This is a genomic window from Alcaligenes sp. EGD-AK7 (assembly GCF_000465875.3).
Classification (GTDB): Bacteria; Pseudomonadota; Gammaproteobacteria; order Burkholderiales; family Burkholderiaceae_B; genus Alcaligenes; species Alcaligenes phenolicus.
Map to the genome: position 1 here is coordinate 122,419 of NZ_AVOG02000045.1, position 22,166 is coordinate 144,584.

General features: G+C 57.4%; 19 protein-coding genes and 1 tRNA gene. 11 read left to right on the plus strand and 9 right to left on the minus strand.

Features of this window, described 5'->3' with window-relative positions; translation table 11 throughout:
- Positions 1-132: 132 nt before the first annotated feature.
- Together sodC and N879_RS14980 are read left to right on the plus strand one after the other, a co-directional pair.
- Positions 133-681: a superoxide dismutase family protein gene (gene sodC, locus N879_RS14975; RefSeq protein WP_009463437.1), complete on the plus strand. Its 549-nt coding sequence runs from the start codon at positions 133-135 to the stop codon at positions 679-681.
- A 36-nt stretch (positions 682-717) separates the two neighbouring features.
- Positions 718-1,245 (plus strand): pyridoxamine 5'-phosphate oxidase family protein, encoded by a 528-nt coding sequence (locus N879_RS14980; protein WP_009463439.1) that lies wholly within the window; start codon positions 718-720, stop codon positions 1,243-1,245.
- Positions 1,246-1,331: 86 nt separating this feature from the next.
- On the opposite strand, the gene N879_RS14985 is transcribed toward N879_RS14980, so the two are convergent.
- The 7 genes from N879_RS14985 to N879_RS15015 form a co-directional block, all read right to left on the minus strand.
- A complete protein-coding gene (locus N879_RS14985) occupies positions 1,332-2,372 on the minus strand; it encodes an AbrB family transcriptional regulator (protein WP_021447207.1) in 1,041 nt (346 codons plus the stop codon).
- Positions 2,373-2,451: 79 nt separating this feature from the next.
- Positions 2,452-3,975, minus strand: coding sequence for a tripartite tricarboxylate transporter permease (locus N879_RS14990; protein ID WP_009463441.1), 1,524 nt, complete (start codon positions 3,973-3,975; stop codon positions 2,452-2,454).
- Complete coding sequence (locus N879_RS14995) at positions 3,972-4,409, minus strand: tripartite tricarboxylate transporter TctB family protein (protein ID WP_031232925.1); 438 nt, start codon at positions 4,407-4,409, stop codon at positions 3,972-3,974. The genes N879_RS14990 and N879_RS14995 overlap by 4 nt, the downstream gene beginning before the upstream one ends.
- A 94-nt stretch (positions 4,410-4,503) precedes the next feature.
- Positions 4,504-5,496: a Bug family tripartite tricarboxylate transporter substrate binding protein gene (locus N879_RS15000; RefSeq protein WP_021447208.1), complete on the minus strand. Its 993-nt coding sequence runs from the start codon at positions 5,494-5,496 to the stop codon at positions 4,504-4,506.
- Positions 5,497-5,619: 123 nt separating this feature from the next.
- Positions 5,620-7,026, minus strand: coding sequence for a sensor histidine kinase (locus tag N879_RS15005; RefSeq protein WP_009463445.1), 1,407 nt, complete (start codon positions 7,024-7,026; stop codon positions 5,620-5,622).
- A 24-nt stretch (positions 7,027-7,050) separates the two neighbouring features.
- Positions 7,051-7,734 (minus strand): response regulator, encoded by a 684-nt coding sequence (locus N879_RS15010; protein ID WP_031232927.1) that lies wholly within the window; start codon positions 7,732-7,734, stop codon positions 7,051-7,053.
- Between the two features lie 66 nt (positions 7,735-7,800).
- Positions 7,801-8,700: a LysR family transcriptional regulator gene (locus tag N879_RS15015; RefSeq protein ID WP_021447210.1), complete on the minus strand. Its 900-nt coding sequence runs from the start codon at positions 8,698-8,700 to the stop codon at positions 7,801-7,803.
- Between the two features lie 136 nt (positions 8,701-8,836).
- Here N879_RS15015 and N879_RS15020 point away from each other — a divergent pair, with 136 nt between their 5' ends.
- Together N879_RS15020 and N879_RS15025 are read left to right on the plus strand one after the other, a co-directional pair.
- Positions 8,837-10,159: an MFS transporter gene (locus N879_RS15020; protein WP_009463449.1), complete on the plus strand. Its 1,323-nt coding sequence runs from the start codon at positions 8,837-8,839 to the stop codon at positions 10,157-10,159.
- 20 nt (positions 10,160-10,179) lie between these two features.
- Positions 10,180-11,130 (plus strand): carbon-nitrogen hydrolase family protein, encoded by a 951-nt coding sequence (locus tag N879_RS15025; RefSeq protein WP_021447211.1) that lies wholly within the window; start codon positions 10,180-10,182, stop codon positions 11,128-11,130.
- A 140-nt stretch (positions 11,131-11,270) separates the two neighbouring features.
- Here N879_RS15025 and N879_RS15030 read toward each other — a convergent pair whose 3' ends face one another.
- On the minus strand, positions 11,271-11,690 hold the full coding sequence (locus N879_RS15030) for a helix-turn-helix domain-containing protein (RefSeq protein WP_009463451.1): 420 nt from the start codon (positions 11,688-11,690) through the stop codon (positions 11,271-11,273).
- A gap of 560 nt (positions 11,691-12,250) precedes the next feature.
- Here N879_RS15030 and fdnG point away from each other — a divergent pair.
- The 7 genes from fdnG to N879_RS15070 all read left to right on the plus strand — a co-directional run bounded on the left by fdnG (position 12,251) and on the right by N879_RS15070 (position 21,501).
- Positions 12,251-15,325, plus strand: coding sequence for a formate dehydrogenase-N subunit alpha (fdnG, locus tag N879_RS15040; RefSeq protein ID WP_152978325.1), 3,075 nt, complete (start codon positions 12,251-12,253; stop codon positions 15,323-15,325).
- Positions 15,326-15,328: 3 nt separating this feature from the next.
- On the plus strand, positions 15,329-16,246 hold the full coding sequence (gene fdxH / locus N879_RS15045; protein ID WP_021447214.1) for a formate dehydrogenase subunit beta: 918 nt from the start codon (positions 15,329-15,331) through the stop codon (positions 16,244-16,246).
- A complete protein-coding gene (locus N879_RS15050) occupies positions 16,239-16,892 on the plus strand; it encodes a formate dehydrogenase subunit gamma (RefSeq protein WP_009463457.1) in 654 nt (217 codons plus the stop codon). Before fdxH ends, N879_RS15050 begins: the two co-directional genes overlap by 8 nt.
- Before the next feature lie 77 nt (positions 16,893-16,969).
- Positions 16,970-17,896, plus strand: a complete 927-nt coding sequence (fdhE, locus tag N879_RS15055) for a formate dehydrogenase accessory protein FdhE (RefSeq protein WP_021447215.1) — start codon at positions 16,970-16,972, stop codon at positions 17,894-17,896.
- A gap of 87 nt (positions 17,897-17,983) precedes the next feature.
- The gene (selA, locus tag N879_RS15060) at positions 17,984-19,402 is read left to right on the plus strand and encodes an L-seryl-tRNA(Sec) selenium transferase (RefSeq protein WP_009463459.1); all 1,419 of its coding nucleotides are present in this window, start codon (positions 17,984-17,986) and stop codon (positions 19,400-19,402) included.
- Complete coding sequence (gene selB, locus N879_RS15065; RefSeq protein WP_009463461.1) at positions 19,399-21,318, plus strand: selenocysteine-specific translation elongation factor; 1,920 nt, start codon at positions 19,399-19,401, stop codon at positions 21,316-21,318. Before selA ends, selB begins: the two co-directional genes overlap by 4 nt.
- Before the next feature lie 87 nt (positions 21,319-21,405).
- Positions 21,406-21,501: transfer RNA gene (locus N879_RS15070), tRNA-Sec, on the plus strand.
- Positions 21,502-21,554: 53 nt separating this feature from the next.
- On the opposite strand, the gene N879_RS15075 is transcribed toward N879_RS15070, so the two are convergent.
- Entirely contained in the window at positions 21,555-22,154 is a 600-nt protein-coding gene (locus N879_RS15075; protein ID WP_009463463.1) for a helix-turn-helix domain-containing protein, read from the minus strand.
- Between the last annotated feature and the right edge of the window lie 12 nt (positions 22,155-22,166).

The following is a 22,166-nucleotide window of genomic DNA, read 5'->3' on the forward strand; positions in this document are numbered from 1 at the left end:
GTACCGCCCACGGTTGATCTCTTTTCCGAGCCGACTTTACTGACAAAGAGAAACGTCTCTTAACTGTATGGCGCGGCTGCAATGCTAGGCTGATCTAACCTTCTGTTTTATTTCAGCAAAGGAATCAGCCTTATGCGTTTTTCTTCCTTCAAAGCGCGATGCGCAATGGTCTTGGCCACCGCAGGCGCCACCCTTGCTTTATCCGCCCCCTCGCTGGCCGATGTCATCATTCCCATGAATATGGCTACCGAAAGCGGTGCTGGCGAACAGATCGGCCAGGTTAGCGTCCGTCAGACAGAACATGGTTTGGTTTTCACGCCAGACCTGAAAAACCTGAAACCCGGTGTACATGGCTTCCATGTGCATGAGAACGCCAGCTGCGCCCCCAGCGAAAAAGACGGCAAGGTAACGCCTGCCGGAGCAGCGGGCGGCCACCTGGATCCTGCAAAAACCGGCAAGCACGGCTTCCCATGGGGCAACGGCCACTTGGGCGACCTGCCCGCCCTGTATGTACAGGCTGACGGTACCGCCAGCACACCCGTTCTGGCCCCACGCCTGAAGTCCTTGGATCAGATCAAGGGCCGCTCCCTGATGATTCACGAAGGCGGTGACAACCACTCCGACCACCCCGCGCCCCTGGGCGGCGGTGGCGGACGCTTTGCTTGCGGGGTGATTAAGTAAGCAGTCTTAACTCTTCAACCTTCTCAAGGAGATGCCATGAACGAAACAATTGAATCTTCCTTTGAACATCTGCAAGAGATTATCAAGGACATCCGCTTTGCGATGTTCGTCACCCATGCGGCCAATGGCGAACTTCATGCCTGGCCCATGACAACCCAGAAGGCAAAAATGGGGTCAACCCAAGAGGACTATGAGCATGACAAGCTATGGTTCTTCATGTCGCGCAGCAGTGACCCGGTCAGTAATCTGACCGCCAATCCGCATGTGAACGTCAGCTATGCCGATCCTAAAAGCGACACCTATGTGTCGGTGTCCGGTATGGCCCGCGTGGTCGACTCCATGAACCAGAAAGAACGCTTCTGGAACACCATGACTGAAGCCTGGTTTGCCGAGGGTATTACCGACCCCGATCTGGCGCTGGTGTGCGTGCATATTGAGAGTGCGGAGTACTGGAGCGTGCGCGAAGGCAAGCTGGCACAAGCCGGAAAAATGCTGAAAGCCACCCTGATGGGCGAGCGCCTGACCGAGATCGGCGAGCATGGCAAAGTCACGCCAGGCCGCTAACCCTCTGCCGCAAGCCACCCTTTCTTGATGCAAAAAAAGCCCGGTCAGACACCGGGCTTTTTTCATCAGGCTGATACGAACAGCCCTCAACTCAGTTTCAAGTGGCGGGCAAGACGGGTATATAAAGGTCCGGTCAACACCAACACGCAAACCATGCGCGCCACCTGAAAGGAGGTCACCATCGGCGCTCCCAGTTGCAGCACTTTGGCGGTAATCGCCATCTCTGCAATGCCGCCTGGGCTGACGCCAAGCACCAACGTGGGATAGGCAATATCGGAAAGCCTATACAGGCCATAGGCGAAGGCAAACGCCAAGCACAGATTGATCAGGTTACTGATGGCAGCTACCCCCAAATACCTGGGAGCACGACGGAAAAAGTCCGGCCCGAACTTGTCGCCCAGAGCCCAGCCAATGCACAGCTGCCCCAAGTTGGAAATTTGTATCGGCAGGCCCGACAAAATAATGTCGTTATACGTAAGAATGGCCACCACCAACAAAGGGCCTAGCACCCAAGGGTTGGGCAAACGCAAGATTTGAAAGAGGAAGCCGGCCACACTGCTTAACAGCACCAGCAGAGCCAGGCCAGGAAGGTTCAAAAAATCAGGCCGTACGACAGCTCCCGCCTGCTCCCCCGAAAAGCCCAAAGCCTCGAACGCGAAGGGAATAATCACTACGACCATCAGCACCCGCAAACCATGTGCAGAGGCGACCAGATCCGGACGTGCGCCATAACGCTCCGCCAGCCCCGTCATCTCGCTGGCTCCTCCTACTGCACTGGCAAACCAGGCAGTACGCAGATCCGTACCGGCATAACGGGTCAGCATGAATGTACCTATGCAGCACAAGACCAGCGCAAACACCATGCCCATCACTATAAACAGAGCATTACTGCCAATCAGATGCACCATGGCCGGAGTGAAATACAGCCCCAGGGATGTCCCAATAACCCATTGACCTGCGTTGCGCGCCAGCGGCATGCAGGCCCCCGGACTGCCTGCCATTTTGGTAGCTGCCGTCAAGATCAGGGCACCCAACATCCAGGGCAAAGGCATACTTAGCCAACTGGCCACCAGAGCACCAAGCAGGGCTACCCCAAAACCCAGGGCAATTCGAAACCAGATAGCCATAACAAAAACAACAAGGCCAGGCCGCAGCCTGGCACTTTCTCCGGATAAAAGCCCCACCGAAGCGGTGGGGTCCCCCTATTTATGTCTCGTCGTGCAGTTGCTTGCGCCCTGCAATACGACGCAGCACGATCGGACCTACACTAACCAAAACGGCCGCGATCCACAAGGCAATTGAAACTTTGCTCTCGAACAGAATACCGATTTCACCGTTCGTGATGGACAGCGCGCGACGCAGATTCTGCTCCATCATATTGCCCAGAACCACTCCCAGCACCATCGGTGCCATGGGCACGTTCATCTTGCGCAGGAAGTAGCCCAGAACGCCGATACCAACGACCAGCAGCAGATCAAAGCTCGTGCCATTGATGGCATAGACCCCGATATAGCTGATCGCCAAAATACCAGGCACCAACAGGCGCGGAGGAATAGCCAGCATGGAGGCAAAGACCCGCACCATGGGCACGTTCATCAAGAACAGCATGACGTTGGCGACCATCAAGGAGGCGATCAAGCCCCACACAATCTGTGGCTGCGACTCAAACAGTACCGGCCCCGGCGTGATGTTGTACAGCGTCAGGGCACCCATCATGACCGCCGTTGTTCCAGAGCCTGGCACGCCCAGTGTCAGCATGGGAATAAAGGAGCCGGTTGCAGCACTGTTATTGGCCGCCTCTGGCGCAGCCAGGCCACGCATATCGCCCTGGCCAAACATGGCATTGGGATCTTTGCCTTCGATATATTTTTTCTCATTGGCGTATGCTACTGCAGAGGCCACACTGGCCCCGGCACCGGGCAGGATACCGATGAAAAAACCCATCACGCCACCACGCACGGTGCTCCACCAGGTCATGCCCAGCTCTTTCAGGTTAAAGAGCTTGCGCTTGCTTTTAGGTACTTCGATCGACACGCCACCCAACAGGTTTTCCAGCATCTGCAACATCTCTGCCACAGCAAACAAACCAATCACGACAACAACAAAATCAATGCCATCAGCCAGGTTCGGAATATCAAAGCTGTACCGATATACCCCCGAGTTGGCGTCCACTCCCACCGTAGAAATGAACAGGCCCAGCATGGCGGCCAGGATACCTTTGACTGGCTCATCCCCCAACAAACTGGTCAGCGCACAAAAGGCAAACACCATCAGCACAAAATACTCGGCCGGGCCAAAGGCAACCGCCCAACCCGCCAGCATGGGAGCCAACAGCACAATGCCGCAGATGGCAATGGTGGACCCGATGAACGAGGAAAAAGCCGACAAGGACAAAGCCACGCTGGCCAAACCTTTGCGCGCCAGCGGATAACCATCCAGCGTCGTCATGACCGCTGCCGCTTCACCGGGCACATTGATCAGAATGGAGGTAATACGACCACCATACTCCGCACCCACATACACAGCGGCCAGCAGGATCAGAGCAGACTCCGGGGGCAGCTTCATGGCAAAGGCAATGGGCACAAGCATGGCTACACCATTAATCGGCCCCAGCCCAGGCAACACGCCCACAATGGTGCCGATAAAAGCGCCAATCGCGGCGACCAGCAGATTCTGGGCAGAAAAAGCAACACCAAAGCCTACGCTCAAATAATCAAGAATCGAGCTCATAACCACTCTCCCAGGATGCCGTAGGGCAGAACCACATCCAGGCCCAAATCAAATAGCAGAAACAGCCCCACTCCCATCGCCAGCCCGCCAATCAGGGCCTGCTTCCAGCTACCGCCAAACAGACGGCCTACCAAAGTAGCCATCAGCGTGGTGGCAATGATGAAACCCAGCCACTGAAACAGCCAGGCATAGGCCGCCAGATAAGCCACCATCATCAAGATGCGGCCATTGGCTCCATTGGGGTTGGCAGGCACAGTACCACCACCTTTGATAGTCAGGCGCAGCCCGCATAAAGCAATGATCAAGGCCAGCAATAAGGGAAAGGCCTTGGGCCCAACAGGTTCATAGGAAAATGGGGGCTCTAGGTCGTAGCCAAAAGCGGTGATCAAGGCAGCGAGCACCAGCGCGCCCACGCCTAGTACGCGATCATTCAGCGTCATGATTGGAATCTCCGGATTCACCCGCCATGGACGACGGGGCAGACAGGCGGCACTCCCGGCACAAACTGGCCGGGAGTAGCGTAAAAACTTACTTCTTGATCAGGCCAAACGAGTCAGCCAATTCTCGATACTGAAGTACTTGTTGTTTTACGTAAGCATCCAGTTCCTGGCCGCTCATATTGAAGGGAAACAGGCCCTGCTGAGTTTGCATGCGAGCAAACTCGGGCGTTTTCATCAGCTGCTCGAACGCCTGAACCCACCACTGATATTGTTCGTCAGAGACTTTGGGGCCCACATAAAAGCCGCGAATAATAGGCCACTCAATATCAAAGCCCTGCTCTTTGGCCGTGGGAATCTCGGCCAGTGCACCGTCCAGTCGCTTGTCGTTAAAGACAGCCAGAATACGAATAGGCGCCCCACCCTCCAGCATGGTGTGAGCTTCGGCTGCATCGCCCATATAGGCCTGAATATGACCACCGCGCAGGGCCGTCATCGCCTCGCCACCGCCCTCAAAGGCAACAAAGCGCATTTTGCGGAAATCCACATCTGCAGCACGGGCTGTCAGCGCAGCCTTCATCCAGTCCTGCCCACCCACGGAACCACCCGCGCCCAGAACAATCTTGGTCGGGTCGGCCTTGAAGGCCTCCATCAGGGATTTCAGGTCCTGATAAGGCGAGTCCGCACGCACAATGGTCACGCCATAATCACTGCCAATCGACGCCAGCCAGCGCACGTCCTCTACCGAATATTTGCCAAATTTGCCCTGTGCCAGATTCAGCAGGGAGCCACCCGAGAAAGCAGCAATCGCATTGCCGTCGCCCGGACGCTGCGCCACGATATGGTTATAGGCCACCGCCCCTACACCGCCGGGCATATAGACGGTGCGCATGGGATTTTCCAGCAGCTTGGTTTCCAGAAAACCGTTCACGGCCACACGACAGGTCAGGTCAAACCCGCCGCCTGGCTGTGCTGGAGCAATACACTCAGGCTTGGAGGGTTGCTGGGCCTGTACGCCACTCAGGCTGCTCAAGCCCAGAATACTGCTGGCCAGTAGCACCCGTAGTTTCATGTGGATAGTCATTGATTCGCCTCCAGGAGGATCTTAGTCGTTGTAATGGATGCGACCTTACCGGAGCGAAGCTTTCGCCTACCTTTCAATTTCGCCAAAAAACACGATTTTCAAGGGTATACCCTGAAAATCCAATCAGTGTTCAAGCGAATCAAACTCCAAACGCACGATCAAACCACGCTGCTGCGGTCCTGTCCGCAAGCTCATGCGGGCGCCATGAATCTGTGCAATAGCCTGTACGATCGCCAGCCCCAAACCGGAGCCCTGCAAGGCCTTCCCCGCCTCGCCGCGCCTGAAACGATGGCCTGCCTTGGCCATATCATCAGCACTCATACCCGGACCATCGTCTTCAACCTGAATGCTGCACACCGGCCCTTCCTTGCGCACCGTTACCGTAATGCATGCAGCACGTGGGCAGTACTTGATGGCATTGCTGACCATATTGCTTAAAGCCTGTTGCAAGAGCCAAGCCTCCCCGGCTACCCGAACAGGGGTGGAGGGCGCGTCCAGGCCCAGGTCCTGACGCTTGGACCTCGCCAGGCTCCATAGCTCATCCACCACCAGCCCGGCTTGCTGGCACAAGTCGACTGTGCCCAAGGCCGCGCGGGTGCGTAGCTGGTCAGCAGCATCGCGAACCCTGGACAAGGCCACCATTTGATGCGTCATCTGAGCCGTGTTGTTCAAGCGTAATTGAATTGCCTCCAGCACCTCCTTCATCTCATCGGTCTTGGCCAGAGACAGGGCAAAATCCACCTGGGTCAGCAAAACAGCCAAGGGGGTTTTCAACTGGTGCGAGGCATCGTCCAGAAACTGCTGTTGCTCGCGTGATTTGCGTGCATAACGATCCATATGCAAATTGATGGTCTGTACCAAAGGCCGGACCTCTCGCGGCAGGCTGGCCTCGCTGATCGGCTCCAGGTTGTCGGGGGAACGATGCCGTACCTCGGCGCTCAACTTGCGCAAAGGGCGTAGCGCCAGCAAGGTGCCAACCAGAATCAGAATAATGAAAAGGCTGAGCACCGCCACGTCCTGAATCAGATTCTGGATAATGACTTTGCGTATGAAAGCATGGCGCTCGCTCAGGTTTTCACCTGCCTGAATCAGGATTCGGCTGTCTTGATAAGTCTGCAGGCGCCCATCCGATTCCAGCGCCACTGCCGCGATGCGCAAGGGCTCTCCCAAATATTCAGCGTCATAAAAAACGGGCTGATTACTGAGCAGACGCCGCGCTGGAAGCGGCATACCGGTAAAGCCAATTTCCGACAAACCGTCTTCAGTGGCCACTCTGAAATACACCTGACTGCTGATGGTGTACTCCATGAACTCCATCATGTAGTAAGACTGCTCCATCGCCAGCCCGCCACTGATGGTCAAGACATTGGACGACATGGATTTCAAGGCACCGGCCAAAGCCCGGTCAAACGCGGCGTTGACCTGATCTTTCAAGGTCATGCTGGAAACAAACAGGGACACGCCCGAGGTCAGCAAGGCCGCAGGAATCAGCATGAACAACAAAGTACGACGCAAACTGCTTAAGGCCATATTTGCCCCCAATAAGGCAATACGCTAAGGCTCATCATCGCCCACAGGCTCCAGGCAATAACCTACGCCGCGCAAAGTGACGATATGGACATCCGAGGACTGCAGTTTCTTGCGCAAGCGATGCACCAATACTTCGATAGCTTCGATATTGATTTCATCGTCATCCTTGTCATTGAGCCGATCCAGGATGAACTGCTTGTTTACTGGCTCTCCGCTACGCTGCACCAGAATGCGCAGTACCTCAGCCTCACGCGGTGACACGGACAGAAGCGCCGAATCCAGCGTAAAGCGCTGTGTGGCCAAGTCATAGATCAGGCTGCCACACGCCATACGCGGTTTGTCCTTGCCCCGGCTACGACGAATCAGGGCATTAACGCGCGCCACCAGCTCTTCAATACGAAAAGGTTTGGGCAAAAAATCGTCCGCCCCACACTCCAGGGCTTCCACTCGCTCCTGCAAGGAGTCGCGAGCCGTCAAGATCAACACGGGAGTCCGGTTATCCTCCGAACGCAGACGTGCCAGCAAGGCACGTCCGTCCATGCCCGGCAAGCCCAGGTCCAGGACGAGCGCATCAAATTCCTCGATCTGCAAACGATGGTAGGCCACCATCCCGTCGTTGGACCACTCGACTGCAAACCCTTTCTTTTGCATGCTGCGTGTCAGCCACAGGGCCAAATCAGGCTCGTCTTCAATCAATAAAATTCGCATGGCGGATAGTAGAAAAGAAAACAGAACAGGGGCAATAGTACGCCGCCGGATCGTATCAGCAGCACGTCACTGGCTGACAGACTCGGTCAGCTCCAGCACAAAACGCCGCAACCAGCGGCTTTCTTCATCATGTTCCTTGTTGATGTCCCAAATCATGGACACCACAAAAGACGGCACCCGCAATGGCACCGGCGAGACGGCTAATCGACTATTGCATTCCACAAAGGAGCGGGCGGCGTAATCGGGCATGGTCAGCACCAAAGGGCTGCCAATAATGGCGTTGATTGCCCCGGAAAAATGCGTGAATGAGGCCTTGACCTTGCGCTGCAGTCGCTCGGCATCAAAGAGTTCATCGACAAAGCCGCGCAAGCCGTCAAAGGACACCCGCCCATGATGAGCATGCAGATACTCCTGCTTGCTGATGGGGGTTGAAAACGCAATGGACTGCTTATCGTAAATGCAGATATAGGAAGCGGAAAACAGCACTTGCGACTTGTGCATGGTGCTCAGAAATTTAGGGCTGGAGCAAATCGCCAGATCCGCCCCATGCTCCACCATGCTTTGCGGCCACAAATAGCTATTGGTTTGGTAGAAGGAAAAACTGATCGTCCAGCCCTGCTCGTCAGCCATGCGAATCATGCGTTTGGCCAGCATATTTTCCAGATCGTCGGACAAAGCGATGCGAAAAACCCGGCTGGAGCGAGCTGGATCGAACTCCTGCTCGGATGTGACCAGCGCCGAGATGCTTTTCAGGGCCTCGGATATCTGCGGGGCAATCTCCAAGGCCCGATGCGTAGGCGTCATTCCGTGCGAACCACGGGTAAACAGCTCGTCATTGAATACCACCCGCAACTTGCGCAAGGACGCGCTGACCGCGCCCTGGGTCAGAAATAGGGCATTGGCGGCCTTGGTCACGCTGCGCTCGTTCATCAAGCACTGGAACACCAGCAGCAAGTTCAGATCCATCCGCCTGATATTAGCAATATTAATGGAAGCCATTTTTCTAATTAGTTTGAATAATTATTTGGCTTGATTAGACTAAAAATCAGCCACAACCACAATAAGGGTCAGGTATTCACCTGCCCTGCTCGAGGAGATCTTTATGGGCACTGCTACCGTCGCCCCTTCGCATGCCAAATCGGCCCCCCCAGGCCAGCCGGGCTTAAGTAAAAAACAAGTTGTTGCCGTTGGTATTGGCAACTTTATGGAATGGTTTGACTTCGCGATTTATGGCTACTTTGCAGCCATTATCGGCAGCATCTACTTTCCATCCGACGCCGCTGGCGTTTCCCTGCTCTCGTCCCTGGCCGTGTTTGCCGTGGGCTTTGTTTCGCGCCCCTTTGGCGCCCTGATTCTGGGCCCCATTGGCGACCGCTTTGGCCGCAAGACCGTGCTGATGATTACCGTCTTTGGCATGGGTGTGTTCACTACTCTGATTGGCCTGCTGCCTGGCTATGACACCATCGGCATTACGGCTCCTATCTTGCTGGTTGTGCTGCGCTTCCTGCAAGGCATGATGGTGGGTGGCGAGTGGTCCGCTGCCGGTATTTTCCTGGTGGAAAGCGCCCCCTCCAACCGTCGTGCCTCGGCCGCCAGCGTGGTGACCTTTACCGCCGGTATCGCTTTCCTGATGGGTACGGCCACGGCTGCCGCCATCAACGCCACGCTGACCGAAGCCCAGGTCTACAGCTGGGGCTGGCGTGTGCCCTTCGTGCTGTCGATTGTGATGACCTTCATTGCGGTCTTTATCCGCCGCAAACTGAACGACACCCCCGTCTACCACGAGCTGCAGGAAAAGAAAGCCAACAACACGCTGGAGCGCGTCTCGTCCAAGGACAAGTTCAACGCCTTTGTTCTGTCCTTTGCGTTCTCCGCCCTGTTCCTGGTGTCGCTGTACTACTTCATCACCTACGCCAATAACCACCTGGTTTCCATCCTGGGCATGAGCAAGACCTCGGCCCTGTGGCTGTGCAGTGCCTCGTTGGTGGTGTATTGCATCTTGCACCCGCTGGTTGGCCGCTTCTCGGACCACTACGGTCGTCGCAAACTGGCGCTGTTTGCCGCTGCGGGTCTGACCATCATGGCCTACCCGATCTTCATCATGATGAACTCCGGCAAACCCGCGCTGATCCTGCTGGGCCTGATCATCATGGCTTTCCTGGTAGCCATCTCTGCCGTCATGAACGTGGTGCTGCTGGTGGAAGTGTTCCCCGCCTCGATTCGCTCGACCGGCGCCGCACTGGGCCACAACGTCTCGTCAGCACTGCTGGCTGGCCCTGGCCCCTTCATTGCTGCTGCCCTGATCCAGTACACAGGTAACCCCAACGTACCGGCCTGGTACCTGGCTGCGGTATCCCTGGTGTGCTTCCTGATCCTGTATACCCGCCTGCCTGAAACCAAAAACGTGGACTTGTCCGCAGGCTGACCTTTAAAGGAGACCTAGTTATGAGCAAAGTTGCAGTTATACAAGCGGCATCCATCCCGTTTGACTCTGCCAGCAGTGTAGAAAAAGCCGCCGCCATCTTGCAGCGTGTGGCTGCCAATGGCGCCACCCTGGCTGTCTTTCCCGAAGCCTTTCTGGGCGGGTATCCCAAAGGCATCAGCTTTGGCAGCGTCATCGGCAACCGCCGCCCCGAAGGCCGTGCCCTGTACCAGATGTATGTGGAAGGCGCTGTCACCCTGGGTGGCCCTGAACTGGAAGCACTGGCCGATGCAGTCACCCAAACCGGTGTGTACACCGTCATGGGCGTAATCGAAAAAATGGGTCGCACCCTGTACTGCACCGCTCTGACACTGGCTCCCGGCAAAGGCGTGGTGGGCATCCACCGCAAGCTGATGCCTACCGGCCAGGAACGTCTGGTCTGGGGCTTTGGCGATGGCTCCACCATGGGCACTGTCGATACTCCCATGGGTCGTATCGGCAACGTGATCTGCTGGGAAAACTACATGCCCACCCTGCGTCAGACCATGTATGCCCAAGGCACCGAACTGTACTGCGCCCCCACGGCAGACGACCGCCCCACCTGGGCCTCGTCCATGATTCACATCGCCGTTGAAGGCCGTGTGTTCGTGCTGTCCGCCTGCCAGGCCATCCGCCTGAACAATTACCCCGAGTCCTTCCAGAAAGAATTTGCTCTGCCCGGCGAATTTGCTCCGGACAGCTACGTGATGCACGGCGGCAGCATGATCGTCAGCCCCACCGGCGAAGTGCTGGCCGGCCCGGTGTTTGATGAAGAAACCGAGCTGTACGCCGAACTGGATATGGACCTGCTCAAACAGGCCAATCTGGACTTTGACGTCTACGGCCACTACTCGCGCCCCGACATCTTCTCTCTGCATGTCGACACCCGAGCCAAGCAGGTAGTGAAACTGCAAACCGAAGACTCGGCCGAGTAAAACCAGCCAAATCCTGCACTTAAAAAACCAGCCCCATCACGCGATAAACGTGATGGGGCCGGAACTGCTTTCGAGCCTGGCACAAGCTGCTGCCTGCACCTGCTCTTTCCTGTCGTAGCTTTGTTTTTGATCCCTTGGCACTAGCTCAAAGCCAAAGGTTCCAGCACGGGCTGATACGGAGACATCTGCAACTGCGTCTCGTCCAGACCCATTCCCTGCGCCAACAGAGCCAACATCGTCAGGCTCAATGGAACAAGACCTTTCTCAATCACGTTGTATTCCGCCACACTGATTCCCAAGCGACTGGCCAAACGCTCGCGCTTGATTTCCAGATACTCGCGCCAGGCACGAATCAGGGTCCAACGATGCGTTCGCATATCCTTGAGCACCACATACGGAATCCCCTTGTCCGAACGCACAAAACGCGGTGCGGCCATCAACTTGCGCACGCACTCATCATTCATGGCATCTCGTGTCAACAGATGGGCATACAGCACGGCCTGCTCGGGCAAGGTACGAGGATCAGTATCTTCAGTGGTCAACAAGTATGTATTCATCATGGCTGACAAACCTAAGGATGTAAGAGAACGGAGAACCCTGAACTTACCGTCCCGTTCCATCCCGGTCTGTCAGATAATTCTGAAAGTGCTCCCTGACCGCCCTATCGGCTGATCCTGATCAAGACACACATCCAAACAGACCATAAAAAAAGCCCCTGAACACGTCAGAGGCGCGCTTTCAAAACACAGCATTGGGCATATTTACATTCGTATCTGCGACTAGAACTCACGCATGAATACTTTGTGAACCCCAAATTTTGCATCACGTGGAGTTCGAACTGCCCGGCAGCTTTCAGATCGAATACTTCAAACAAGCCCGCTAAATTGAAAAAATCCCTTGCAAATAGTAGGTGAATACCCGCATCACCGACTACACTTGCGGCTCCGGCGTGAAAACCTCAATAGAATCAAGATTGTCCTTGATCAATTAGACACGCCCTCTTGGCAGTAGCCCATAAGTTCAACGCTTATACTGTTCAACTATAAAACAGGGGCAGAGCTCACAAGGCGCCTCCCCTGACGATTTCAAACACGAAAACACAATCCTATTGGAGAGCCGCATGGTGAACATGAATCGGCGTCAGTTCTTCAAAGTGACGGGGGCCTCGCTGGCCAGTTCCAGCATGGTCTTGCTGGGCGCTGCGCCCACCCCCGCCATGGCGGAAGTCAGGCAGTACAAACTGACCCGCATGACAGAGACGCGCAATACCTGTCCTTACTGTTCCGTAGCCTGTGGGGTGCTGCTGTACTCCCGTGGTGACGGCGCCATGAATGCCGAGCCCAGCGTGGTTCACATTGAAGGCGATGCCGACCACCCCGTGAACCGCGGCACACTCTGTCCCAAGGGCGCAGGCTTGGTGGATTTCATCAAGAGCCCCAACCGACTCAAATACCCTGAATACCGTGCCGCTGGCTCGGACAAGTGGGAACGCATCTCCTGGGAAGACGCTTTCACGCGTATTGCCAAGCTGATGAAAGAAGACCGCGACGCCAACTTCCAGACCACCGCTGAAGACGGCACCGTCGTCAACCGTTGGCTGACCACCGGCATGCTGGCTGCTTCGGCAAGTAGTAACGAAGTGGGCTATGTCACCCATAAAGTCATCCGCAGCATGGGTGTACTGGCATTCGATAACCAAGCACGTGTCTGACACGGCCCGACGGTGGCAGGTCTTGCCCCGACGTTTGGCCGTGGAGCGATGACGAACCATTGGGTCGACATCAAGAACGCGGATATTGTGCTGATTATGGGCGGCAACGCAGCCGAGGCGCACCCCTGTGGTTTCAAATGGGTGACCGAGGCCAAAGCACACAACAATGCAAAACTGATCGTTGTGGATCCACGCTTTACGCGTTCGGCATCCGTAGCGGACTTTTACGCGCCTATACGTACCGGTAGTGACATCACCTTCCTGGGTGGCGTCATCAAATACCTGCTGGACAACGACAAGATCCAGCACGAATACGTGCGCAACTACACCGATATGCCCTTTATCGTGCGCGAAGACTTTGACTTCGAGCAGGGGCTGTATTCGGGCTACAACGAAGAAAAACGCAGCTACGACAAGTCCTCCTGGGACTACGAGCTGGGCGAGGACGGCTACGTCAAGACGGACCCCACCTTGCAACACCCACGCTCGGTCTACCAACTGCTGCGCAAGCACTACGAGCGCTACACGCCCGAGATGGTGGAACGCGTCTGTGGCACGCCCAAGGACAAGTTCCTGAAAGTCTGTGAAATGCTGGCCTCGACCGCTGAACCGGGTCGCGCGGGCACCATCCTGTATGCGCTGGGCTGGACGCAACACAGTATTGGTTCGCAGATCATCCGTACCGGCGCCATGGTCCAGCTGCTGCTGGGCAATATTGGTATTGCCGGCGGTGGCATGAACGCGCTGCGCGGACACTCCAACATTCAGGGTCTGACTGACCTGGGTTTGATGTCCAACCTGCTGCCCGGCTATCTGACTTTGCCCAACCAGGCCGAGAAAGAGTTTGACGGCTACATCGGCGCACGTGCCCAACAGCCGCTACGCCCCAACCAGCTCAGCTACTGGCGCAACTACAAGAAGTTCCACGTCAGCCTGATGAAAGCCTGGTTTGGTGATGCCGCCCAGGCCGAGAACAACTGGGCCTACGACTATCTGCCCAAGCTGGACAAGCTCTACGACATGCTGCAAGTGTTCGAGCTGATGGACGAAGGCAAGATGACGGGCTACATCTGTCAGGGCTTCAACCCCCTGGCGGCGGCACCGTACAAGGCCAAGCTGCTGCGTGGTTTCTCCAAGCTCAAGTACATGGTCATCATGGACCCGCTGGTTACGGAAACGTCAGAGTTCTGGAAGAACTATGGCGAGCACAATGATGTCGATTCCGCTTCCATCCAGACCGAAGTCTTCCGTCTGCCCACCACCTGTTTCGCCGAGGAAGAAGGCGCACTGGTGAACTCGGGTCGCTGGTTGCAATGGCACTGGAAGGCCGCCAACCCTCCGGGCGAGGCCAAGAGCGACATTGAGATCATGAGCACGCTGTTCACGCGTATCCGCTCGCTGTACCAGAAAGAAGGCGGTGCCTTCCCTGATCCGATCCTGAACCTGTCCTGGCCCTACTCCAACCCGGATGATCCAACCGCCGCTGAACTGGCCAAGGAATACTCGGGCCGCGCACTGGTGGATCTGCATGATCCCAAGGATCCGACGAAGATCACGCGTAAGGCAGGCGAGCAGCTGGATGGCTTTGCCGAATTGCGCGACGACGGCACCACGCTAAGCGGTTGCTGGATCTATGCCGGTGCCTGGACGCAGCAAGGCAACCTGATGGCTCGCCGCGACAATAGCGATCCAACCGGAATCGGCCAGACGCTGAACTGGGCCTGGGCCTGGCCAGCAAACCGCCGCGTGCTCTACAACCGTGCTTCCTGTGACCTGACCGGCAAACCCTTTGACCCACGTCGCAGCCTGGTTCACTGGGATGGCAAGCGCTGGGGTGGTGCGGATATCCCTGACTACAAGGCCGATGAAAATCCGGCTGATGGCATGGGCCCGTTCATCATGAACCCTGAAGGTGTCGCCCGCTTCTTTGCCCGTAAAGGCATGGCAGAAGGCCCCTTCCCCGAGCACTACGAGCCTTTTGAAAGCCCTCTGAGCTACAACCCGCTCAGTCCTGACGAACCACGTGCCATGACCAACCCGGCAGCCCGTATCTTCAAGGACGACCTGGCAGCCATGGGTACGGTAGACAAGTTCCCCTATGTGGGCACCACCTACCGCCTGACCGAGCACTTCCACTACTGGACCAAGCACGTGAAGTTGAACGCCATCGTGCAGCCCGAACAGTTTGTGGAAATTGGCGAGGAGCTGGCCAAGGAAGTGGGCATTGTGCAAGGTGACCGCGTCAAGGTGTCCTCCAACCGTGGCTATATCAAGGCCGTGGCGGTGGTGACCAAGCGCATCAAAGCCCTGAACGTGGATGGCAAAGTTGTCCACCAAGTGGGTATCCCGCTGCACTGGGGATTTGTGGGTCTGGCCCGACCTGGTTTCCTGATCAATGCGCTGACCCCGCCGGTAGGCGATGGCAACTCGCAAACGCCGGAGACCAAGGCCTTCCTGGTTCAACTTGAAAAGGTTAAGGAGTAAGCCATGGCCTTGCAATCACTTGATATCAAACGGCGCTCCGCAACCACCACCCCATCGCCCAGCGTGCGCGAGCCCGTGGGCGGGGAAGTGGCCAAGCTGATCGACACCAGTAAGTGCATTGGCTGTAAGGCCTGTCAGGTCGCCTGCATGGAATGGAACGATACGCGCGACGAAATCGGTCACAACGTCGGGGTGTATGACAACCCGGCCGACCTGACCGACAAGTCCTGGACCATCATGCGTTTTGCGGAGTATGAAAACCCCGCTGGCGATCTGGAATGGCTGATTCGCAAAGACGGCTGCATGCACTGCGAGGACCCGGGCTGCCTGAAGGCCTGTCCCTCGCCAGGCGCCATCGTGCAGTACACCAACGGCATTGTGGATTTTCACGAGGAAAACTGCATTGGCTGCGGCTACTGCGTTACCGGCTGTCCTTTCGATGTGCCCCGCATTTCGGAAAAGGACAAGAAAGCCTACAAGTGCACCTTGTGTTCGGACCGTGTGGCGGTCGGACAGGAACCGGCCTGTGCCAAGACCTGTCCTACCGGCGCGATTGTGTTCGGTACCAAAGAAGACATGCAGCACCACGCTGCAGAGCGTATCGAAGACCTGAAATCGCGCGGCTTTGAAAACGCAGGTTTGTACGACCCGGCTGGAGTGGGTGGCACCCACGTCATGTACGTGCTGCACCACGCCGACAAGCCCGAGCTGTACAGCGACCTGCCCAAGGACCCGCAAATCAGTCCGATGGTCTCGCTCTGGAAGGGAGTGGCCAAGCCGCTGGGGGTTGCTGCCATGGCACTGACCGCCCTGATTGGTTTCTTCCACTACATCCGAACCGGTCCTAACGAGACTGACGAGGAAGACGAGCGCCGCGCCGACGAGGACGCACGCAAGATCCAGGAGGCTCACCATGACTGATCACAACCGCAAGGGCTTGATTCAGCGCTACACCACCAGTCAGCGCATTAATCACTGGATCATTGCCATGAGCTTTGTGCTCCTGGCCTTGTCCGGGCTGGCGCTGTTTCATCCGTCAATGTTCTGGCTGACCAATCTGTTTGGCGGCGGTCCGTGGACACGCATTCTGCACCCGTTCATTGGTGTGGTGATGTTTGTGTGCTTTTTCCTGTTTGCGGCCCGCATGGTACGGCACAATATGTTCTCCAAGGGTGACGCGGCCTGGCTGCGTCACTTCAAGGACGTGCTCAATGCCAAGGACGAGCGCATTCCCGAAGTAGGCCGCTACAACGCCGGGCAAAAAATCCTGTTTTTTGCTTTGGTGATCTTCATGATCGGCCTGCTGGCAACCGGTGTGGTGATGTGGCGCGAATACTTTTCCGCCTTCTTCCCCATCTGGGCTATCCGTCTGGCCTCCGTGCTGCACGCGGTCTGCGCCCTGCTGATGATTTGCGCGATTATCGTGCACATCTACGCCGGTATCTGGGTAAAAGGTTCAGTCAAAGCCATGACCCGCGGTACGGTTACCCGTGCCTGGGCCTGGAAGCACCACCGCGCCTGGTTCCGTGAAGAAATGGAAAAAGGTCCCAGCCGTCCTGCCGAATAAGCGGGGCTCTGGTACATAAGCAACCCGGCTGCCATGCACCATTTCGGGCATGGCAGCCTTGTTTTCAGGAGTCTGTCTTGCAACGCATCCTTCCGCGCGGCGAAATCGAAAGTCTGGACCACACCTCCATCCCCCGACTGCGCCTGCCTGTGCGAGCCAGCGTCTTTGCTGACCGGGCAGCACGTCTGCGTCAATTGGCTGACGGCAATCCCGTTGGTGCCTACCTGCTCTTGCTGGCACATCTGGTAGATGGGCAGCACAAACAACTCAATGCCCTGCCCCCGACCGAACTGCCCGCCGAGGTGCTGGAAACAGCGCAAAGACACGGTATGCCGCCCCTGCTGGCATCGGGCTGGAAGCGCGATCCACAGTGGCTCAGCATTTTGAGCAGCCTGCTCAATCACATGATCAACACTTCGGACGTGCCTGCAGCCGCCCAAGAAGTCTGTCAGGACCTGCTCAAGAAAGCCGAGTCTGACCCACAAAAACTGGAAGATCTGGCTGACGCGATTCTGGCCGAGCAATTGCCTGAGCAAGACGGTGCCGCGGCACCTTTTGTCATGGCCGCCTTGCAGGTTTACTGGACACATCTGGCCTGCTCGCTGACCGAAGGCCAATTGTCTGTGACCAGCCCCTTTGGCGTATGCCCATCCTGCGGCAGCCTGCCCGTATCCAGTGTGGTGCGTGTGGGTGGTCGTGAAGATGGTTGCCGCTACATGTGCTGCCCGCGTTGTAGCGTGGAATGGCATCTGGTGCGCGTCACCTGCTCGCACTGCGAGAGCACCAAAAGCGTAGCGTATCACGCCATTGAAGATGGCCCGGAAGGGATCAAGGCCGAGTCCTGCGACAACTGCCACACCTACCGCAAAATCTTCTATCAGGAAAAGCAGCTGGGTCTTGATCCAGTTGCAGACGACCTGGCCAGTCTGGCTCTGGACGTTCTGATGGGCGAAGAAGGCTATTCCCGCGCCAGCGGCAATCCGCTTCTTTGGCACCAGTCTTAAGCTAAGATTCCCCTACGCCTTGTTGCCCCGAGCACAAGGCGTAGCTGACGGACCTTGCCCATAGACTCAAACGCCTGCCTTTGAATGATGAGCCCAACGCCTGAACTCTCCCCCGCCCACATCCCTTCCCTGGATCGCTTGCTGCGCTCGCCAGAGTTCCAGCCCTTGCTAAGCCAGTTCGGCCACACGCGCCTGAGTCAACGCACTCGTGCCCATTTGCAGGCACTGCGGGAGGCCGTGCTGAAGGGAGCACTAAGCCCTCAGGATCTGGAGCCCGCTCAGCTTGCCAAAGCACTGCAAGCACAACTGCAGGAAGAATCCCGCTTGCAGCTACGCCCGGTCTTTAACCTGACCGGCACCGTACTGCACACCAATCTTGGGCGTGCGATGCTGCCGGATGAAGCCATACAGGCTGTTGTCCAGGCCATGCGCTCGCCCGCCAATCTGGAATTTGATCTGGAAACCGGTGGCCGAGGCGACCGCGATGACTTGATCAACCCTTTGCTCTGCGAGCTGACCGGCGCTGAAGCCGCTACAGTCGTCAACAATAATGCGGCTGCCGTGCTGCTGATGCTCAGCACCCTGAGCCCCCGCCGTGAGACCGTGGTGTCACGCGGCGAGCTGGTTGAAATTGGCGGGGCCTTTCGTATTCCCGACATCATGAAGCGTGCCGGTGCTCGTCTGCATGAGGTAGGCACGACCAACCGTACCCACGCAGCTGATTACGAGAACGCCATCAACGAACGCAGCGCCATGTTGATGAAGGTGCATTGCAGCAACTACGCCGTCAAAGGCTTCACCAAAAGCGTTTCAGTCGAAGAAGTTGCACAGATAGCCAAAAAACACGGCCTGCCCACCAGCGTGGATCTGGGCAGCGGCACCTTGGTGGACCTGAGCCAATGGGGCCTGCCGCCTGAGCCCACCGTGCGCGAGACCATCGAAGCCGGTGCCGATATCGTGACCTTCAGCGGCGACAAGCTGCTGGGTGGCCCCCAGGCCGGTCTGATCGTAGGCCGTGCAGACCTGATCGCCAAGATCAAGAAAAACCCGCTCAAACGTGCTCTGCGAGTGGGTAAAATCACCTTGGCCGCACTGGAGCCTGTGCTGGCCTTGTACCGTTCGCCAGAGCGCCTGCCCGAGCACCTGACCACCCTGCGTCTGCTGACTCGACCTTCGGCTGAAATGCGTGCCCAAGCACTACGTTTGGCCCATGTCTTGCAGCAATGGGTGGGGACACAATTTGCTGTAGAACCCACTGCCATGCTGAGCCAGATCGGCAGCGGTGCGTTGCCCGAAGACGTACTGCCCAGCTTTGGACTGCGCTTTGCCTACCAAGGCACAGGCCGTCCGGGCCGCCATCTGACTCAACTGGAAAAACGCCTGCGCACTTTGCCCCAGCCCGTCATCGGGCGCATTGCGCAAGATGCCTTTTGGCTGGACTTGCGCTGCCTGGAAGAGCCCTTTGAGGCCGCCTTCAGCGCACAACTGATTCCCGAGCAAGCATGATTGTTGGCACCGCAGGACATATCGATCACGGCAAAACCACCTTGATCCGCGCCTTGACCGGCGTGGATACCGATCGTCTGGAAGAGGAAAAAAAGCGCGGCATCTCCATCCAGCTGGGCTATGCCTATACGCCTTTGCCCGACGGACAGATCCTGGGCTTTATTGATGTGCCCGGTCACGAACGTCTGGTGCACACCATGGTCGCGGGTGCGACCGGCATTGATTTTGGCCTGCTGATCGTGGCCGCAGATGACGGCGTCATGCCGCAAACCCGCGAGCATCTGGCCGTACTGCAATTGCTCGGTTTGCAGGCGGGAGCCATCGTCCTGAGCAAGGCGGATCGCGCTGATGCTGCCAGAATTGAATCCGTCAAAGCCGAGCTGCAAGCACTTGTCCAAGGAAGCTTTCTGGACAATGCCCCCATCTTCGTTGTTGATGCCCTGTCCGCCGACAAACCCGGCCTGGAAGCACTGCGCCAACATCTGCACGCACAGGCCATGCAATCCACCAAGCAGGATGGCAACGGCTATTTCCGCCTGGCCATTGACCGCGTTTTCACCTTGCAAGGTCACGGCACCCTCGTGACCGGCACCGTGCACGATGGCGTGTTGGATCTTGATGGCCCGGCGATGGACTTGCGCCTGATGCCACGCGGTACACCCGTACGAGTGCGCAGCATTCACGCCCAGAATCAGGCATCACGCCAGGCCCGCGCCGGGCAGCGTTGTGCCCTGAACCTGGGCGGGATTGATGTGCAGGATATAGAGCGTGGCGACTGGCTGGCCGATGCCCGCTGCTTCATCCCCTCCACTCGTATCGATGTGGAACTGAGCCTGCTGGACAAAGATATTCCCGCCCTACGCACCTGGTCGCCCTGGCATATCCACATGGGTGCCGCGCACCTGACGGCCCATGCCGTACCTTTGGATGGCGAGTCCTTGCAGCCCGGCCAGACCGGCAAGGTCCAGTTGGTCTTTGACCGCCCGATCTGCTCCATGACGGGCGAGCGCTTTATCTTGCGCAACGCCCAGGCCAGCGAGACCGTCGGCGGCGGGATTGTGCTGGACCCAAATGCGCCGGACCGCAAACGACGCTCTACGACACGCCTTGCCTGGTTGGATGCCTTGGCACAATGGACGCGCGGCGGACCGTTGGAGGGCCTGCTGGCCCAAGCACCTTACGGTCTGGACGAAGCAACACTGCTGCGTCTGTCAGGAGGATCTCAACAAGGCTTGAGCGCCCCCGCCAATGCCCGCTGGCACACCGGATCTCGCCCACAAAGTCAGCCTATCTTGTTGAGCGATGCACGCCTGGAAGCGCTGTGTCAGCACATAGAAAGCGTGATGCTGCAGTTCCACGAGCGCAATCCGGACGAGCCGGGCCTGTCCATCAGCCGCTTGCGACGCATGGCCGCCCCCACCATGCCCGACGCAATCTGGCAGCTCCTGACCGAATATCTGCTGTCAGAACAGCGCCTGGCCCAACAAGGAGCCTGGCTGCATACGCCAGGCCACCGCGTTACCCTGAGCCCCGAAGACCAAGCTCTGGCCACCGCCCTGCTGCCCCTGATCGAGGCAGGCCGCTTCGATCCTCCATGGACACGTGATCTGGCCAAAGAAACCGAAGCCCCGGAAGAGCAGACCCGCAACGTACTGCGCAGACTGGTGCGCCAGGGCGAGCTGTTTCAGATCGTGCATGACCTGTTCTATCACCGCCGCCAAATCGCGGTGCTAGCCAATATCGTCAAGGAGCTGCACAGCGGCCAAGGCGTCAGCGCCGCGCAGTTCCGGGACGCAACGGGACTGGGCCGCAAACGGGCCATTCAGATTCTGGAGTTCTTTGATCGCGTCGGCTATACACGACGTGTGCGTGATCGCCATGTATTACGAGGTGAAGCCTGGGCAGCGGCGGATTGAACCCGGAGCTTCATGCGGGAACCAGAACAGGCAACGCCCTGATCGTTGAAGCGTCACCGGCCCTAACGTATGATAGGGCCTCTTGAAGGAAAGCATCCGTGCCCGGTGGCACGGCCGGGCTTCAAACCCGGTTGGGGGCGTCAGACGTTCCCAGGTAGGTTCGACTCCTGCTGCTTTCCGCCACTTTGCTGGCAGAAAATCTCCCCACACACATGCCAGAGGCACGTATTCACTGACTAAACCGGCGTATCGGACGTTGGACGCCCTGCTGTTGGCCCCGAGTCAGAGCAAGTCACCGCCAATACCTGCGCCTGTTGATCCCCCAGGCTAAGCACGCTGTGGGGTAGCTCCGAATCAAAATACACGGAATCACCCGTCTCCAAGGTCATGCTGTGCTCTGCAATGGTGACTTGCACTTGCCCTTGGATCACAAACAAGAACTCTTCTCCCCCATGCGGGAAAGTTGGCGCTGGCTGCTGTTGTTCGTGTGGAGGGTAGATAACAAAGGGGTCCATCAAACGAAAGCGCCGCCGCCCGGCCATGCTCTCGTAACGGTAGGCGCTATGACCTGCCACACTGGGCAAGGGCATGCGTTCGTGTCGACGCACGACACACACACTTTCGTCTTGATCCAGTTCCCCCTCTCCAATCAACTGCGACACCCCCATGCCATAAGCCTGGGCCAGCTTGACCACGGTAGAGATGGACGGCGCACTGACTGCCCGCTCCAGCTTGGACAGATAACTTTTAGTCAGACCGGTGCGCTGGGCCAACTGCTCCAGCGACAAGCCATGTTGGCGACGCAGGGCGCGCAAGCGAAAGGGAAGATGGGTCATGGGTTAAACAAG

Excerpts from the sequence above, each read along its gene's own strand:
- selA (WP_009463459.1), top strand. The coding sequence starts at position 17,984 with ATGAGCCCAACGCCTGAACTCTCCCCCGCCCACATCCCTTCCCTGGAT.
- N879_RS15025 (WP_021447211.1), top strand. The coding sequence starts at position 10,180 with ATGAGCAAAGTTGCAGTTATACAAGCGGCATCCATCCCGTTTGACTCT.
- N879_RS15075 (WP_009463463.1), bottom strand. The coding sequence starts at position 22,154 with ATGACCCATCTTCCCTTTCGCTTGCGCGCCCTGCGTCGCCAACATGGC.
- N879_RS15015 (WP_021447210.1), bottom strand. The coding sequence starts at position 8,700 with ATGGATCTGAACTTGCTGCTGGTGTTCCAGTGCTTGATGAACGAGCGC.
- N879_RS15000 (WP_021447208.1), bottom strand. The coding sequence starts at position 5,496 with ATGACTATCCACATGAAACTACGGGTGCTACTGGCCAGCAGTATTCTG.
- N879_RS15030 (WP_009463451.1), bottom strand. The coding sequence starts at position 11,690 with ATGATGAATACATACTTGTTGACCACTGAAGATACTGATCCTCGTACC.
- selB (WP_009463461.1), top strand. The coding sequence starts at position 19,399 with ATGATTGTTGGCACCGCAGGACATATCGATCACGGCAAAACCACCTTG.
- N879_RS14980 (WP_009463439.1), top strand. The coding sequence starts at position 718 with ATGAACGAAACAATTGAATCTTCCTTTGAACATCTGCAAGAGATTATC.
- N879_RS15020 (WP_009463449.1), top strand. The coding sequence starts at position 8,837 with ATGGGCACTGCTACCGTCGCCCCTTCGCATGCCAAATCGGCCCCCCCA.
- N879_RS15050 (WP_009463457.1), top strand. The coding sequence starts at position 16,239 with ATGACTGATCACAACCGCAAGGGCTTGATTCAGCGCTACACCACCAGT.
- N879_RS15005 (WP_009463445.1), bottom strand. The coding sequence starts at position 7,026 with ATGGCCTTAAGCAGTTTGCGTCGTACTTTGTTGTTCATGCTGATTCCT.
- N879_RS14985 (WP_021447207.1), bottom strand. The coding sequence starts at position 2,372 with ATGGCTATCTGGTTTCGAATTGCCCTGGGTTTTGGGGTAGCCCTGCTT.
- N879_RS15010 (WP_031232927.1), bottom strand. The coding sequence starts at position 7,734 with ATGCGAATTTTATTGATTGAAGACGAGCCTGATTTGGCCCTGTGGCTG.
- N879_RS14990 (WP_009463441.1), bottom strand. The coding sequence starts at position 3,975 with ATGAGCTCGATTCTTGATTATTTGAGCGTAGGCTTTGGTGTTGCTTTT.
- fdxH (WP_021447214.1), top strand. The coding sequence starts at position 15,329 with ATGGCCTTGCAATCACTTGATATCAAACGGCGCTCCGCAACCACCACC.
- sodC (WP_009463437.1), top strand. The coding sequence starts at position 133 with ATGCGTTTTTCTTCCTTCAAAGCGCGATGCGCAATGGTCTTGGCCACC.